Source organism: Escherichia sp. E3659 (assembly GCF_005781135.1).
GTDB lineage: Bacteria > Pseudomonadota > Gammaproteobacteria > Enterobacterales > Enterobacteriaceae > Escherichia.
In genome coordinates this window covers 1-17,099 of record NZ_VATQ01000043.1, presented here as the reverse complement: position 1 = coordinate 17,099, position 17,099 = coordinate 1, and the positions used below count along the sequence as shown (strand labels likewise).

Sequence of the window (17,099 nt, the reverse complement as noted above, 5' to 3'; positions counted from 1 at the left end):
CATCGCGAGCTACGGGCGCAATGCTACTCCGCTAAAACGTTCTGAATCGCGTTCTGAGCAATTTTTAATGCTTCCCTGTGGGTTTGGATTACCAGGGCTTAAATAAAGCGACAGGACGTGTTTTATGGCTTTTCTGGGGTGGTTAGGGGAAGGATCGTTACTGGATCTGTTAATTTTGTAGTTTATGCTCCGTCATGATGAATGATCATATCTGGTAACTCTTTGGTTGGCGTATCCTATTGATATAGAAGTATATTTCATTGAAACATGAGAAGATCCTCGGTTAGTGAAATGAGGGGCTTAATTAAAAGTCCAACCAATATGATAATCAACTAAATCAATAAATTAGCTCATTTTATCAACCACAGAACAAGACTAAACATGAGAGCTTTCTTGGTCTTCACCAGAGCTGATTTTGATGAATAGAAACTCATTGTAAGCGTTCCCCTGCACTGAAAAGCATTTACTTCTGTTTCCGAAATAACAATACCAAAATTACCGACAGAGAGAGATAGTACCGCTCGCCGCAGCCCTAGCGACCGAACGTTAGTGAGCGAGTGGGCGAGGAAGCGGAATTTCTGCGATGTATCATTGGAGCAAGTACGCTTCGTGTTTTGACCGTACCTGATGGTTTTAAGGTGTCGAGCAAAATTATTCACAGTTCGCTCTATTATTTTTTCTTTATTTCTTTTTTCTAAAAGATAGATCACTCCTATGTTACATATAATATTTCCTTTTCTAAGGGTATTTTTCTATTGTTTTTCAATTGATTGCAATTCCAACTAGGGACAGATTTATGGTTAAAAGGGGACAGATTTATGGTTATTTGTGTTTTTATCAGGGGACAGATTTATGGTCAAAAGGGGACAAATTTATGGTTAACGGGGGACAGATTTAGTGTGGATAACTTTTTTATACACAGGTTGTGGGTAACTTTTAGGAGTTATGTAAGCCCGAAAGAAAATACTAGGGAGCAGCAGAACCACATCGCTGCAAAGCCGCTGGTCAACATACTAGGACTTTGCAGGTCATATTATGCTGATTTGCGCAGTAGGAGGGAGGGCGCTGTACTGCATGCACGAGCATTGCGAGCTACGGCGCAACGCTAACCCGCTAAAACGCCCTGAATCGCGCTCTGAACGATTTTTAATGCTTCCCTATGGATTGGGATTACTAGGACTAAAATAAAGCGATAGGATGCATTTTATGGCTTTTCTTGGTCGGTCATGGGAAGGATCGTTATTGGATCTATTAATTTTGTAGATTTATATCCCGTTATCATGAATGGCCATATCAAGCAATTCGTTGCTGCGTATATCCCATTGATATAAAAGTGTTTTTCTTAAAACACAAGAAGATCCTCGGTTAGTGAAATGAGGATCTTAATTAAAACTCCCGCCAATATAAAATTAATTAAATCAATAAATTAGCTCATTACATCAATCACATTAAACATTCAGAATGTGACTAAACATGAGAGCTTTCTCAGTCTTCGCCGGAGCTGATTTTGATGGACAGAAGCTGCTGAAAGTCTTCCGCACCTTCCATTCTCTGAAAGAATTCTGTTTTATTTGTCTAAGTGCTTCTGAGTGTGTTTTAGCGGTTATCACGACCTCGTTTCCGAAAGAACAATAGCGAAATTACCGACAATATGCGAGAGATAGCACCGCTCGCCGCAGCCCTAGCGACCGAACGCTAGTGAGCGAGTGGGCGAGGAAGCGGAATTTCTGCAATGTACGATTGGAGCAAGTACGCTTGTTTCCTTGTCGGAGCTTGGTAACGATGCTTATCCACAAAAAACGCGAAAATCGCTACATGTTTTTACTTCCTATATTTCTTACTTCTAAATACTTCTATATTTAGAGGCTGTTTTTTGTTTTGTTTTTCAGTGAGTTGAGAGTTGAAAGGTATACAGATTTCAGGAGTTAGGTATACAAATTTCAGGAGTTAGGTATACAAATTTCAGGAGTTAGGTATACAGATTTCAGGAGTTAGGTATACAGATTTCAGGGTGGATAACTTACTTATCCACAGACTTGTGGATAAGTAAGGTGTGAGTTTTGATATTTTTTTAATGTATTGATTTTTAATGATTTTATTGTTTCTTTTGATTGAAAGAATTGTTTTGTTTTTATTGTTTTTCTATGCCCAGATTCAGAACCGTACTGATTTGAGGAACTTTAAAGGTATACATTTTTCAGGAGCTGTTGCTTGGCTTGCCTCTTTGCGGATTATAGGTAGCCTGATTTCAGGATGCTTTTATTTCTTCTTGTCTTTTTAACTAATTGATTTTTATGGTTGTTTTTATTTAAGGTATACTGTGTTGATTTTGTTTTCTACCTTTGGTACAGTGTGATTATTGGTTGCTATGGGAGAAATATGATGTTGCCAGTAGAGGTGAATACGCGAGAGGGGGAGTTAATATTTCAATCAAATGCTATTACTGATGGTGTTTATAAAATAACACTTGATGAATTTCGTTTGTTAAATTTAGCTATATCTAAGATCTCAAGGCACGATAAACCTGAGAAACGTATAAGGATTACAACAAAAGAGTTTGTTGAAGTCTTTAACATCAAGGATAAAAACGTTAAAAATAGGTTATCAGCAATTGCTGATGGGTTGCTAGGAAAAACTATTGACACATATTCTTTTGACCAGGACTCTGGGAAGAAAACAAAAAGAAGGCGCCTGTGGTTGTCAGAGGTAGAGTATGATATTGAAGGTGAAGAAAATGTATTTTTAGAAATCGTTTTTTCTACCGAAATATCGGATCTTTTATTTCAATTAAAAGATAATTTTACGTTATTTGCATTAAGAGCAATATCAGCATTTACCTCTCCTCATTCTTTTAGAATATATGCTTGGTTATGTAAATATAGAAACATGTATAATTATCGCAAGGGAGAGTTGATTACAACTGATACAATCAGTGTTTATGATTTTAAAGTGATGTTGGGATTAGAAAAATCCTATGAAGAGTATAAGTTTCTAAAACAAAAAGTAATTGAAAGATCAATTAATGAAATAAATGCATCAACTGATATTTCAGTTGTTTTGAATGAATATAAGGCATCCAGAAAAGTTATTGCCATATCGTTTAGTTTTGTTCGAGAGGATCATCCAACTTTACAATCTATAAAGCCAAAGAGGCGGCGCTTACCGGCTAGACCAAGAGTTAAGTCAGGTTCTAATGCTGAAGTTGAGTGGGCTAAGAAATGTATTGAAATAATATTAGAATATGAAAATGCGCTAAAATTATATGATAAGGAAGCTAGGTTGCCTCTTCCTGATTTAGAAAAATTAGTAGGGTATTATGAATTATGTGGGGAGGATAAGAAAATATCAGAAAGGAATTGTGAACTAAAAGAAAGGAAGTCCAAACGTAAATGATGTGTATTTTTTGTTTTTAAAGTAATAAGTAACGTCATATTTAGTCGTTCAGATTAGTCACTAGTACCGCCGTCTTGACCACGGCGGTACTAGCTAACCATATCACCTACACAGGAGGCCATATGGCTACTTTTGATTTTACACACCTCAATGGATTAACACAAATCAAAGCCTTGTTTCCAGAACTTACAGAGAAACAATTTAGGGTTACGTTAAGTTGGGTTTTTGGAAGTGAAATCATTGATATAGCGAGCGAGCATGAGTGCTCGATTGAAGCGGTAAAAAAAACATTGCAGAGAAGTAAGCTAGCTCTTGGTTCGGAGCGGCTTGAGGCTGTAAGAGTAATCTTCTTGTGCAGGATAATGGCTGATCTATGGACTAGGGTAAGATAACTACTTCCACCAACAAAATGATTAAAAAGGCGGCATTTGCCGTCTTTTTTTATCGTCTAATCGCTCAAAAAATGAGCATTTAAATGTGATTTATATCAAAAAAAAGCGAATCATTAATAATGATAAGTATGTCTTTGAACTCTTTCTTTATTAAAAAGCCATTGAAAAATAATGGAAAACTTTATTTTCTAAGATTGTGGCAAATTGATATGTCCTCGATTGGGTATTTTTCGAGGTTGTTTGTTGGTGAGAACATATTAAGTGTTGAAAGAACAAAAAAATGGAGATAAAGGAACGGGAAAAGTGAATAAGAGTCGAAATAATGATGTAAGTGATAATTTAAATGCAGGAAATTTTATTGTAAATGGTAATGTTTGGGAACCAACTACTGTCACGATAAAAATTAATGGTAGAAGTAATTACATTTTGACAAAACTTAGGTTGTTAAAACCAAACTTACCTAAAACTCAATTAGCCAGAGAGCTTCTTGAAGAAGCTCTACTGAAAATTGATGAAAAAATAACCGAATTATAAATAATGCTCTTTAACAATTTGAAAGTGACGAATACCAGCTATGAAGAGGAGGATTGAGCTGGAGGAACGATGGGCATCGTGTCACGCCAAAAATTGGTAAAAAGCCTAATAGATATTTTATCTTTACATATAAAAGTCTTTGTTTATATGTAAATGTAAATTGGAGATGTTATATGCCTATGTATGTTGTAAGAAGAAAACGATTAATCGAAGGAACAAGAAAACAGAGAGAGTTGATTTTAAAGTCAAAGCAAAAAAGAAATAAAGTTGACAAGGCTGTTAATAGCAGAATTATTTATCCTGGAAGAGAATGCCGCATTGAGGAATGCAACTTTTCTTTTAATGATTCTACTTTAAAACATAAATCATTAATGACTAGTGAATATTCAGCACATGTGCGGATGAGATGACCTCTTACGTTTGCATTTTTATGTGGAAATAAAAATGAATATAATATCTACGTTTTTAAGTACTGTTACAACACTAGTTGAATCAGGGGCAGCCAGTAACGCAGCAAAAATTGCAAATGCAATATCACCTGTATTTTTTGCAGCCATTGGTGTTTATATTATTTTTGTCGCTTATGAAATAATATATTCACAACGTGATGTGGTTATGTCGGAAGTTACTAAAAATATAATGAAATTGGCTCTGGTTGGTGTTTTCACATATAGCTCAACATATTATTCACAATATGTAATTCCTTTCGTAATGCATTCTGGAGATGAATTGTCTTCTGCTTTGACTGGACAGTCTGATATAGCCAATTCAATAGATAATCTTTGGCAAGCATTGTCAGATACAATGGAGCAATTTTGGAGTGATGCTACGGGACAGCTTGGTATGACTGATTTTGGTCTATGGATTAAAGCTGGTCTTATATGGATCACAGGGTATGCAGGAGGATTTTTGCTTGTTTTTTATACTACCGTTTTCCTTTGCGTATCAAAGTTTATGGTCGGAATGGTGTTATCGGTAGGTATTTTATTTATATGTTTTTCTGCATTCTCCCCAACGCGTGGTATGTTTACTGCATGGTGTGGTAGTTGTTTAAACTACATTTTGCTAAATGTATTTTATACCATATCTTTTGGCTTCGTATTGTCACTAATACAACAAACGGCTAACTTGGATGCAAAGACCATTACATTCATGTCTGTGGCTACTTTATTAGCGGTTGTGTTAATATCTGTTTACCTGATAGAGCAAATTGGGACGTTGTGCTCATCTCTAACAGGTGGAGTAGGTATTAATGGATTGACTGCCTCAGCTAACGGCGCAGCAAATAAATTAGCTGCTGTTTCAGGTGTAAGGGCTATGAGCAATGCAGGTAAAGGATTGGCTGCCTCTGTTGCCAAAAAAGCTGGAAATAGAGTAGTAAGCCTGGCAGGTCAATTAGGAAAGAATGTATTAGGAGGGTAATATGAAAAAAGTTGTTCCAATGGCATTTGTATCCGTTCTGTTTCTCTCTGGTTGTAACGATAAAGTGTATGATGTTGATTATTATTTTGCAAACCAATCTGAGGCAAAAAATGTTATAGAACAATGCTCTCAGGGAAAAATCACAAATGAAAACTGTGATAATGCAAAGGCTGCAATTCAAAAACAGAAAAGAGAAGATTGGATTAAGGCTCACGGAGGGAAATAATGTTAAAAGAACTGTTTTCAGTGATTTTAATAGGATGCATGTGCTCTAATGTCGCACATGCTTATATCCCTGTTGTCGATCCGACATCAATTGCAAAAACTGTTGAGGAAGGTTTAGCTAGGGCTAAAGAAGCTGCTGATAATTTACAACAACTGAAAACTCAATATGAACAATCTATTAAATATGCAGAGGATCAAAAAAAGAGATTAGAAGGATTCACTGATTTTAGTAGAGGCTTTGATACAGCTTCAAGCTATATGCGTGGCTCTCTTAAGGATATCGATAGCGATTCTCAGATTGGATTAGATTCTTTACGAAAGAAATATTCTTTAACCAGTTCTGATGCTAACACGCAAAGACGCTATGATGCTGTTCTTAAGCAAATAAATTTTTACGAGCAGTTCAATAAATCAATGTATAAGCGGGCGGAACGTGTTCAATCGTTACAGTCATTATTTGCAAATGCCACTACGCCGCAGCAAAAAGCTGATATTGCAAATCAACTGTCGATTGAAAAAATGACAATAGAGTTGCAACTGAAACAATATGAACTAGCATCTAATCAGATGTCCGTTGATGAAAATGCTAGGCAAGAACAAGCTCGTAATGAGTGGCTAAGTTCTCATAGTTACAAACGTTAGTCCCCTCCCAACACTCTAATTAAAAGATCACCTCAAATGAGGTGATCTGAAATTAAACAGGTGAGCTATGGTATTACCATCGGTAATGCTAGCTAGTCTTTTCGTTTCCTGCGCCCCTCTAGTTGCACCAAATACACTAAATGCGGTTATTCAAACTGAGTCTTCTGGAGATCCATTTCGAATAGCCAATATTAGTGATGGAGTGTCTCTTAGATTTAAAAAAATCGAAGATGCTATTAGTTATGCAAAGAAATTAGATAATGCCGGGAAAAGATATAGTGCTGGCTTGATGCAAATATATAACGGAAATTTTAATTTCTACGGGGTTTCTGCTGAAACAATATTTGATCCATGTACCAATATTAAAATTGGTGCGGATATTCTGACAAAAAACTATCTTGCTAAAAAAGGAGGAAATGAACAAGAGAACCTTTTGAAGTCTTTGTCCGAGTATTATTCGGGGAATAGCACAAGAGGTTTCAAGAAAGAAGCTCAATTTAATAATACGAGTTATGTCGAACGAGTTATGAAGAACGCTTATGTTGTTCCTGAGTTGCGAGTAGATAAACCTGAAAATGCGAAAGCAACAAAAGAACAGAGTGTTCAGGAAAAAGGTAATCAAAGTTTTGTTTCACACTCCCAGGACTGGGATGTTTTTGGAGATTATTCGAATGAATAAGTTTGCTAACGTAAATCGTTTTGTTTTTGCATTATTTTTCATGGTGTTTTCAGGGTTTGCGGCTGCGGCAGGTGGCCTTGATTCAGCTACTAATGCTCTTACGAACGTGAAAACCTGGCTTTTTACCTTTGTTGGTATTGGTGCTCTTGTTTATATGCTTTATTGCATCCTGATGGCCTTTATGGAACGTAAAAGCTGGGGGGATGTTGGGATGGCTCTTGGCTATTGTGCTATTGCAGGCGGTGCAGTAGTCGGTGGTTCGTGGGCGCTGGGATTGTTCCAGTAATAACGAACGCTAAAAAGCGCGGGCTGTTTGTCAGCCTGCGCAATTCAGGAGCTAATGATGAATGATACAGAGAAACCAAAGGTCGTCTTTCTTTCCTATAACGGCCTGAATCGGCCTGCGATGGTTATGGGTGTTCCATTGATGCTTTTTTTGTCTGTGGGATTTCTTGCCGTGTTTGGTGGTTTTGGATGCATGTTTATGTGGGGAATTTCTGGACTCATATTCCCTGCATTATGTTTCTTGTTTCTGTTCATTGTTCGCATCATTTGTGAAAATGACCCAAACGCTCTTAGTGTTATGAATCTCCAGTTGAAGGGCTATTTTCTTAAAGTGATGCACAGAGACTCAATTATTGGTTTTTCCTCTGTGGAGCGTTGATTATGCAGGTTGCACAATTAAAAGATAGCAAGAATAAAAATGTGGCATCCATGTATCCTGAATACATGTACCATATTTCTGATAGTGTTGTTTATACACTTGACAGAAAAATGTTGGCTACAATTGCTATTCAGGGGATTCCCTTTGAATTTGCATCAGATTCTTTTCTTGAAAACTCTTTCAATGGTATCAAGGATTATCTTGTCGGGGTTGGCAAAGAAGGGGATGTGTATTTGTGGACACATTTTATAAAAGAGAAGATTTATCTTGATGAATCTTATAAGTTTTCCAGTAAATTCTTAAATTTATTTGCGGAAAAATATATCTCTTTGTTCAAAGGGGGAGATTTCTTTAAGTCCACCTGGTACATCACATTCGGTGTTTCTTATAATGATGTTGATAAAGGACTTGAGCGCCTCGAAGATATTATTTCTCAAGCTATGGTTGTTCTTAAACCTTTTTCAGCCTGGTTGCTCAAGGTAGACAAAAACTATGTGAGTGAAACAGCGGATTATCTGTCATGCTTGATTAATAAAAAACATACGATTATTCCTGTATCATCAACACCATTATATGAATCAATCGCTGACAGTGACTGGTATTTTGGTAATGATACGCTAGAACTGCGTAACAATGAGTCTGATGATAAAAAATTTGCCACAAATTATGTTTTAAAAGATTTCCCTATGTTTACCACTCCTGGTCAATGGGATTTCCTGTTAAAACTACCGTATGAATTTATCATTACGCAATCATTTTTGTTTGAGGCTCCAGCTAAAACTGTGCGAAAAATAGACTCCCAACTCAATAAAATGGGGTCAACCGGTGATGCTGCTAAATCTCAACAAGAAGAACTGATAGCAGGGAAAGATTTTGTTACCAGCGGTACTAATCTTTTTGGTTCATATCATTGCGTACTAACAGTATTTGGCGATACGGCAGAAGCTGCCCGTAAGAATGGTATCAAAGTATCCAGTGAGTTTATCACGACGGGTAAAGGATTCCGTTTTTCTCGTGCAACCAGTGCCGCACCTTATGTGTTTTTTAGCCATCTTCCAATGAATAAAACAAGACCACTGAGTACGCGAAGAACGGCAGCCAATCTTGCCTGTACGTTTTCACTGCATAATTATTCTGCGGGCAAGAAATCTGGAAATCCGATTGGTGACGGTTCGGCTTTAATGCCGTTAAAAACAGTTTCTGATGGCCTGTATTATTTTAATACGCACTACAGCGACCCTAATAAAAACGTCACCGGACAGCGAATTGCCGGACACGCAATGATTCTTGGAGCCACAGGTACTGGTAAAACGACTTTTGAAGGAGCAGCGGCTGGTTTTTTACAGCGTTTTGATCCTTACATGTTCGTTATTGACTATAACCGCTCTACAGAATTATTCGTTCGTGCGTATGGTGGTAGTTATTTTGCTCTACAGGAAGGTGTTTTTACTGGTCTTAATCCGTGGCAGCTTGCGGAAGATGAATCATCACCAATCTGGAAGCGTTTGTTAGCGTTTCTGAAATCGCTGGCAAAGGCATTTGTTCGGGACAACATGGGGAACCCCTGTTCTGACCAACAGGCAATAGAAATGGATGCGGCAGTAGAGAGTCTTATGACTATGCCTGTCCAGTTGCGCCGAACGTCAGCATTGCTCCAGATAGTTAACGATAGTGAACTGCGTATCAGACTTGCTAAATGGTGTAAAAATGGTGCGTATTCCTGGGCGACAGATTCGCCAGAGAACACTTTTAATCCGATGGATTATAAAAAGGTAGGTTTTGACACAACCGTTATCCTTGAAAAGGTAAATGGTGAAACGCATCCAGCGTGCGAACCTCTGCTGGCGATTTTATTTTTCTATAAAACGCTTATGCAACGTGACGGAAAGCTAATGCTTACTATTGTCGAGGAGTTCTGGATGCCTGCGAACTTCCCTCTGACTCAGGATATGATCAAATCTGCGTTAAAAGCTGGACGTCTGAAAAATGAAATGATGTGGCTAACGAGTCAGTCGCCAGAGGATGCGGTTAATTGTGCAATTTTTGCGGCTCTTGTTCAGCAAACAGCCACAAAGATTTTGTTGCCTAATCCAGATGCTGAATTTGATGGTTATAAAAAGATTGGTCTTGTTGAAAAAGAATTTAAGAAATTAAAATCTTTATCAAAAGAATCCAGAACAATGTTAATAAAACAGTCTGGTTCATCGGCATTTGCAAAAATGGATTTGTACGGTTTTGATGACTTTCTTCCTGTTATATCAGGAACGACGGAAGGGATTGTTCTGTGTGAACAAGTAAGGGAAGAACTTGGTACAGATGAACCCGATGTCTGGATTCCTGAATTTATTAAACGTATTAAGGAGCAAAAGAAATGAGAGCAACTATTGCACTCTTATTAATCTGTTTTCTTTCTTCTTGTTCATCACCGCCTCAACCTAAACAAGCGGAGGGCGGATGGTATGAATTGAATACAACAATTCAGGATGTGAAAGCGAGGACGATGTAATGGATTTAAAAAATAAATATTTTGGTAAGACAAAAGAAGAAGCGGCTAAGAAAAAAATTGATATAAAGAAAGAAAACAAGCAAATTTTTGATGCTGTCAAGCAGTTTGAGCGTAATGAAATAGCAACTGTCCAGGGTAAAGCTAAGTTTATTACGCGAATTGCTGTTGTGCTGTTGATTTCCAATATTGCTCTTGCAGCAGCCATCGCTTTTTTGTCTCCGTTAAAGACTGCCGTTCCTTTTGTTATTCGTGTGGATAACAATACGGGCTATACAGATATTGCACCGCAATTATCAGGAGCAAAGCAAACCTATCAGGAGGCAGAAACAAAATATAATCTTGCGAAGTTTGTTATTAACTATGAGTCATACGACTGGCAGACTATCCAGGAAATGCTGGATACGGTAAATGTCATGTCTAATAACAAAGTGTTCTCACAGTACAATACAGCTATTCGTGCGGATAACTCGCCGCTGAATGTACTGAAAGACAGTTATAAGATTAAAACGAAAATTAAGTCCGTCACTTTACTGAAGCCTGATGTTGCGCAGGTCAGATTCTCAAAAATGATTCTGGACTCTTCCGGCTCTTTGGCTCCCGAATACAGAGTTACAGACTGGATTGCAACGGTCGCTTTTGATTTTAATAAAGATGTGAAGACGGAAGAACAACGGCTTATTAATCCTCTCGGATTTGAAGCTGTCAGCTATCGTGTAGACGCGGAGGCTATTAAATGATTAAAAAGTCGGGTCTTATCGGTTGCTTATCTTTACTGGCTGTTTGTGCATCTCCGGCAACAATTGCGGCAACATATGGTCAGGGGTCAGCATTTGACTCCAGGATTCAGAGTGTTGTTTTTAATGAAAACGATGTTGTTAATGTCAGAGTAAAAAAAGGTGCTGTTTCGGTAGTTCAAATCGCCAAAGATGAAACGATTAAAGATGTTGGCCTGGGTGATCCTGCTGCATGGAAGGTGTCCGTTCGTGAACATACAGTCTTCTTTCGTCCGGCAGTAGAAGACAATCCAAGCACGAACGTTACTATTGTAACGGATAAACACACGTACTCATTGTACCTTACGGAAGTGTCCAGTAATCCGACATACGTTTTGCGATATGACTATCCTAAACCTGTAACAGCCAAAGTATTTACGGAGAAAAAATATCCCTGCACTGATGGTGGTGTAATTAATGGACACTATCAATTAAAGGGGAGTAAGAGCATTTTCCCTTACCAGGTCTGGGACGATGGTACTTTTACCTGTATGCGCTGGAACAGTAAACAGGATTTACCCGTACCTTATCGTGTTGATGCTGATGGCAATGAAAACCTTGTTAATAAGCATATGGAAAATAACACAATGGTATTACATGAAGTGTCTGATAATTTCCGCCTGAGAATAGGCGATCAAGTTGTTGATGTAAGAACATCTTCGACGGTTCCTAAAATGTGGAATAAAAAAGGCACTACAAATGGAAAGGTGAGGGTGGAGAAATTTAATTATGAAAAATGAAAGCCGCAGCAATAATGATGTGGGTAATCGTGGTGTTATCGAGGTTAAATCAAAGAAATCCTCCAAGAAGATATTTATCTTGCTGGCAAGTATCTTTGGTATTTTTGTTGTCGCTGCCATGATTATTAAAATGCTTCCCTCGAAGGAGGTGGAGCAAACTGGCCTTGAACCAAAAAACGAGACGTTAATATCTAATTCTCAGGATGGGGCAAGCCTTAATTCTGTGATGAAAACAATCATGCAGAATAAGCAGCGTGAGGAAACTGAACGCAAGCAACGGGAAGAACAGGCAGAAAAAGAAAAGAAACAAAAAACAGAAATAAATTCTGATAATGATAGCACTATGCAAGCAATGGCGATGCAGGGGCAATCCAGCAGCCATTCTTCATCGCAGTCTGGCAATGGACAGGAGAAAGAAAGGCCACTGACTAAGGCTGAACGTCAGATTACAGGAGATACTCTGGTTAAAATTGAAACCAGAAATGAGGATAAACGTTCGGAAAAAGAGAAGGATTCTCTGCAAGGGGAAACTTATGCTGATGGTACAGTGAGTTTTGCCAGTAACAGACGTTTTTTGCTGGCTGCGGGTACTTCGCTTTCATGCGTTTTACAAACAAAAATAGTTACGTCCTACCCTGGAATAACGTTGTGCCAACTGACTAAAGATCTCTATTCAGATAATGGTGAAACATTACTGGCTCGCCGTGGCGCTATGCTGATGGGAGAGCAGAATAAAGTCATGACGCAAGGAGTGGCTCGTGTATTTGTTAACTGGACTAATTTAAAAGATGGCAATGTTAACGTAAAAATTGGTGCTCTTGGCACTGATGGACTTGGTGCATCTGGCCTGCCAGCCTGGATTGATAATCATATATTCCAGAGATATTCAGGTGCGATTATGTTGTCATTGCTTGGTGATGGTATGGATATTCTGAAAAATACCACACAAAAATCGGGGAATAACAGCAATATTACCTATGATAATACATCTGATACGGCGCAGGAGTTGGCTAAAACAACACTTGAGAACACGATTAATATTCCTCCAACTGCATATATTAATCAAGGAACCGTTTTATCAGTGATTGTTCCGAGGAATATTGACTTTTCTGAGGTTTACGGAGTGCAGTAATGAGTGAAGAACATATTATCGCTCGTCAATTTCTGGTGCAAACAGGGATTCAGGAATTACTGGATATGGATGATGTTACCGAAATCGCCGTAAATCAGCCTGGCAGGATATGGTTTGAAGGTCGTGATGGTTGGTGCTTTCGTGATACAGATAAGGTCAGTTATAAGGCATTAATGGGGCTGGCCTATGCGCTGTGTAACATAAGTGGGCTGGAAGATGCCCTGAAACCACATAACCCGATTGCGTCGGTTGTTCTTCCTGGTGGTGAACGTGGTCAGATTATCGTTCCTCCTGCAACCGAGGATAATTGTGTTGTTCTCTCAATTCGTAAACCATCACTAACGCGTTTTTCACTTGATGATTACGTTAATTCAGGGCGTTTTGACCGAGTTAAAATTGCTAAAAAACACACAGCAGTGTTAACTGAGCGGCAGAAATATTTATTCGAGTTATCGCGTAAGGGTGATGCCGCAAGTATTGCTAAATTTATTCGTGAGGCGGTCAATGATCGCCTGAATTTCCTGATTGTTGGTGGTACTGGTTCCGGCAAAACAACAGTAGGTAAAGCCATTGCGGATTTGTTTCCTCCTGAACGGCGCTATGCAACAATTGAAGATGTCCACGAGATGACGCTCCCGAATCATCCAAACCATATTCACCTGTTTTATAAAAAGGGAATTGTGGATGCCAAGTCGATTATTGAAGCCTGTATGCGCCTTAAACCAGATCATATCTTTCTGGCTGAGTTAAGGGGGGATGAAGCATGGAGTTATCTTGAAGCTCTTAACACAGGGCATGAAGGCTCAATAAGTACGATCCATGCTAACAATACTTATGCGTCGTTCTCGCGGCTGGCGAGCATTGTTAAACAATCATCTGTTGGTATGACAGTTGATATGGATTTGATTATGAGAACGATTAAGACATCTATAGATGTCATATTATTTTTTAACCATACATATATGACGGAACTATATTACGACCCCGAAGAAAAAAATCGTCTACTTAGCACAATGTAAATTATTTCAGGTGATTAAATATTATACATGCTTTACATGTAGGGGTATCTATGAAGAAAAAAATCATATTAGTGGTTTTTTTGTTGCTTATTCTCGTTGCTTGTCTTATTGGCGGTAATTATCTTGGGGGATATGCAGCATTAAAATATTCAGGATTGAGTATTGACATGTTGCAATGGAATACATTTAATAATGTCATTACACAATTTAGCGGAAAACCTGAATATAAAAAATTGGTCGCAATTACATGGGCTGGATTTGCTGCACCATGTGCAATATTTATTGGTTTTGTTGTTATTGTCATAGTCGGACTGATGCCAAAAAAAGTTATTTATGGCAATGCTCGTCTTGCTACTGATATGGACCTGGCTAAATCGACCTTTTTCCCAACAGATAAAGAGTTGAAAGAAGCAAGATTAAAGAACAGTAAACCATACTGCTTTCCACCTATTCTTATTGGTAAACAGTTTAAAGGAAGGTTTAAAAACAAATATATATATTTCTTCGGGCAACAGTTTTTAATCCTTTATGCTCCTACGCGTTCTGGTAAAGGTGTTGGTATTGTTATACCTAACTGTGTGAATTACCCGGATTCGATGGTTGTTCTTGATATAAAACTTGAAAACTGGTTTTTGTCTGCCGGATACAGACAGAATGTGTTAGGGCAGGAATGTTTTCTGTTTGCCCCTGCGGGGTATGCAGAAAACCAGCAGGAGGCGAAAAAAGGTAATATCAGATCACACCGCTGGAATCCTCTGGACTGCGTTAATCGTTCTGATATTCAGCGTTCTGGAGATTTGGAAAAAATTGCCGCTATGTTGATTCCGGCAAGTGATGATCCTATCTGGTCTGATTCTGCACGGAAGCTCTTTTGTGGGCTTGCTTTATATCTTCTGGATAAGGAACGATTCCATCTTCAGCAAAAGAAAAAGGGTGTTGCTGATGTACCTGATGTTCTTGTTTCCATGTCGGCTATTATGAAACTCTCTGTCCCTGAAAGTGGTCAGAAACTATCAGCCTGGATGGGTACGGAAATAGATCAGAAAGAATACCTGAGTGATGAAACAAAGAGTCTGTTTCGTGAATTTATGGCAGCGCCGGAGAAGACACAAGGAAGTATTATTACCAACTTCTCGTCTCCATTGAGTATTTTTAAGAACCCAATCACAGCAGCAGCTACTGATGCAAGTGATTTTGATGTGCGAATGGTCAGGAAAAAGCCTATGTCGATATATCTTGGGCTGACTCCTGATGCATTAATTACTCACTCACGGCTTGTGAATCTGTTTTTCTCTATGCTAGTGAATGAGAATACAAAGGAGCTTCCAGAACAGAATCCTGAGTTGAAATATCAGTGTCTTGTCCTTCTTGATGAATTTACATCAATGGGTAAGTCCGAAATTATTGAAAAAGGTGTTGGCTTTACCGCTGGTTTTAACCTGCGATTCGTTATTATTTTGCAGAACGAAGGGCAGGGTAAAAAAGATGATATGTATGGCACTCACGGTTGGGAAACTTTCGTTGAAAACTCGGCTGTAGTTCTTTATTACCCGCCAAAGGCTAAAAATGAACTGGCGAAAAAGATCTCTGAGGAAATTGGAGTCAGGGATATGAAAATTATCAAGAAATCTGACTCACGGAGTGGTGGCAAAGGTGGTAGCTCTCGTTCCCGAAATCATGAAATAGTCAGCCGTGCTGTATTACTTCCAGAAGAGATTGTCGAGCTTCGGGATTATAAAAATAAAATGGGTAATATGGCTGTTCGTGAAATCGTAATGAGTGAATACACTCGCCCATTTGTAGCTAACAAAATAATCTGGTTTGAAGAGGAGGAGTTTAAAAAACGAGTAGATATAGCTAAAGAAAATCCGGTAGAAATGCCTGTATTGTTCGATGAAGAAATGAGAAATCAGATTCTTGAACAGGCAAAAATATATTCAGATGATATTAGTATGTTTTCTGATGTTATGACTAAACCAGATCTTGAGACACACGATCTGGAGGATGTTTCTGAATAATATCTGGTGAACTATATGAGAAAAGCTAAAGCGATATTTACCGCCATCGTATTTTCATTGGGGGCGGGTAGTATTCCTGCTTATGCTTCTGATCCTTGCGCTTCGGTGCTTTGCCTGTATGGAAAAGCTGTCGGGCAAGGAGGTGGAAGTGAGTGCAGAAGTGCTGAAAAGGACTTTTTTAATATTCTGAAAAAGAAAAAAGGAAGCATTCGCTGGAGTAAAACATTTGATGCCCGCAAGGCATTTTTGAATCAGTGCTCAACGGCTGATCCGGCTGCTATCTCAAAAATTATGAGTAAGTTCGGACGCGTTAAGGGCTGATTAAAACCTGATACCCGCGCCAACGGGTATCAGGGAACTGCAAGTATCACATACCGCGCCAACGGAATGTGATGATTAGTTACAATCACTGAGGTTAGAAATGAAAGTAACCAAATCTATTATAGCTGTTTTAGTAGGACTGTTTGCTGGTAGTGCATATGCAGATTGCACTTATCATTTGACTGGTAATGTTCAGAATCTTGATATTTCGGATTGTGTTGATGGTGTGAAAGACATTGCTAATAATGCCTTGTCAAATTCACAGAATGCACAAAATGTTGCAAATGGTGCTGCTTCTACCGCTCAAAATGCACAAACAACCGCAAATGCGGCTAATTCTGCTGCGCAGAACGCACAGAACACGGCTAATACGGCACAAAATACAGCAAACTCTGCTAATTCTATTGCACAAAATGCTCAATCGACAGCTAACCAGGCAATCAAAGATGCGGCAGAAAAATCTGAGGCAGCAGAAAAGAACGCAAACAATTATACAGACAATAAAATTACTGATGTTAAAAATGAACTGAATACAAATATTGATAGTGCTAAAAACGACGCGATCAGTTCATCTAACAGTTACACTGACAACAAAATCAGTGATACGAAGACAGAACTGAACGCCAATATTGATAAGGC

The 17,099-nt window shown here is 38.5% G+C and carries 16 protein-coding genes and 1 pseudogene; all 17 read left to right on the top strand.

The window, feature by feature from the left end; all coding sequences use genetic code 11:
- Positions 1-2,379: 2,379 nt before the first annotated feature.
- Positions 2,380-3,393: a replication initiation protein gene (locus FEK47_RS22270; protein WP_024176825.1), complete on the top strand. Its 1,014-nt coding sequence runs from the start codon at positions 2,380-2,382 to the stop codon at positions 3,391-3,393.
- Between the two features lie 122 nt (positions 3,394-3,515).
- On the top strand, positions 3,516-3,785 hold the full coding sequence (locus tag FEK47_RS22265; protein WP_000190069.1) for a hypothetical protein: 270 nt from the start codon (positions 3,516-3,518) through the stop codon (positions 3,783-3,785).
- Positions 3,786-4,046: 261 nt separating this feature from the next.
- A complete protein-coding gene (locus FEK47_RS22260; protein ID WP_012552797.1) occupies positions 4,047-4,319 on the top strand; it encodes a hypothetical protein in 273 nt (90 codons plus the stop codon).
- A gap of 444 nt (positions 4,320-4,763) precedes the next feature.
- Entirely contained in the window at positions 4,764-5,741 is a 978-nt protein-coding gene (locus FEK47_RS22250) for a type IV secretion system protein (protein WP_001021612.1), read from the top strand.
- Between the two features lies 1 nt (position 5,742).
- On the top strand, positions 5,743-5,967 hold the full coding sequence (locus FEK47_RS22245; protein WP_000758236.1) for an EexN family lipoprotein: 225 nt from the start codon (positions 5,743-5,745) through the stop codon (positions 5,965-5,967).
- Positions 5,967-6,608 carry a type IV secretion system protein gene (locus FEK47_RS22240; RefSeq protein ID WP_000910600.1) on the top strand — a complete coding sequence of 214 codons (642 nt, stop codon included), beginning with the start codon at positions 5,967-5,969 and terminating at the stop codon, positions 6,606-6,608. The genes FEK47_RS22245 and FEK47_RS22240 overlap by 1 nt, the downstream gene beginning before the upstream one ends.
- A 67-nt stretch (positions 6,609-6,675) precedes the next feature.
- On the top strand, positions 6,676-7,287 hold the full coding sequence (locus FEK47_RS22235; RefSeq protein ID WP_000244005.1) for a lytic transglycosylase domain-containing protein: 612 nt from the start codon (positions 6,676-6,678) through the stop codon (positions 7,285-7,287).
- Positions 7,280-7,573 carry a TrbC/VirB2 family protein gene (locus tag FEK47_RS22230; RefSeq protein ID WP_130261285.1) on the top strand — a complete coding sequence of 98 codons (294 nt, stop codon included), beginning with the start codon at positions 7,280-7,282 and terminating at the stop codon, positions 7,571-7,573. Before FEK47_RS22235 ends, FEK47_RS22230 begins: the two co-directional genes overlap by 8 nt.
- 57 nt (positions 7,574-7,630) lie before the next feature.
- Positions 7,631-7,951, top strand: coding sequence for a VirB3 family type IV secretion system protein (locus FEK47_RS22225; RefSeq protein WP_001000142.1), 321 nt, complete (start codon positions 7,631-7,633; stop codon positions 7,949-7,951).
- A gap of 2 nt (positions 7,952-7,953) precedes the next feature.
- A complete protein-coding gene (locus FEK47_RS22220) occupies positions 7,954-10,326 on the top strand; it encodes a VirB4 family type IV secretion system protein (RefSeq protein WP_130261284.1) in 2,373 nt (790 codons plus the stop codon).
- 130 nt (positions 10,327-10,456) lie between these two features.
- Entirely contained in the window at positions 10,457-11,194 is a 738-nt protein-coding gene (locus tag FEK47_RS22210) for a type IV secretion system protein (protein WP_000364523.1), read from the top strand.
- Positions 11,191-11,970, top strand: a complete 780-nt coding sequence (locus FEK47_RS22205; RefSeq protein ID WP_000592647.1) for a TrbG/VirB9 family P-type conjugative transfer protein — start codon at positions 11,191-11,193, stop codon at positions 11,968-11,970. Before FEK47_RS22210 ends, FEK47_RS22205 begins: the two co-directional genes overlap by 4 nt.
- Positions 11,960-13,102, top strand: a complete 1,143-nt coding sequence (locus tag FEK47_RS22200; RefSeq protein ID WP_000787412.1) for a TrbI/VirB10 family protein — start codon at positions 11,960-11,962, stop codon at positions 13,100-13,102. Before FEK47_RS22205 ends, FEK47_RS22200 begins: the two co-directional genes overlap by 11 nt.
- Positions 13,102-14,121, top strand: a complete 1,020-nt coding sequence (virB11, locus tag FEK47_RS22195) for a P-type DNA transfer ATPase VirB11 (protein WP_001287983.1) — start codon at positions 13,102-13,104, stop codon at positions 14,119-14,121. Before FEK47_RS22200 ends, virB11 begins: the two co-directional genes overlap by 1 nt.
- A 50-nt stretch (positions 14,122-14,171) precedes the next feature.
- Positions 14,172-16,139: a type IV secretory system conjugative DNA transfer family protein gene (locus FEK47_RS22190; RefSeq protein WP_089634063.1), complete on the top strand. Its 1,968-nt coding sequence runs from the start codon at positions 14,172-14,174 to the stop codon at positions 16,137-16,139.
- A 15-nt stretch (positions 16,140-16,154) separates the two neighbouring features.
- Complete coding sequence (locus FEK47_RS22185) at positions 16,155-16,460, top strand: TrbM/KikA/MpfK family conjugal transfer protein (RefSeq protein ID WP_001223992.1); 306 nt, start codon at positions 16,155-16,157, stop codon at positions 16,458-16,460.
- 100 nt (positions 16,461-16,560) lie between these two features.
- A pseudogene (locus tag FEK47_RS22180) lies at positions 16,561-17,099 on the top strand (hypothetical protein); the annotation flags it as partial.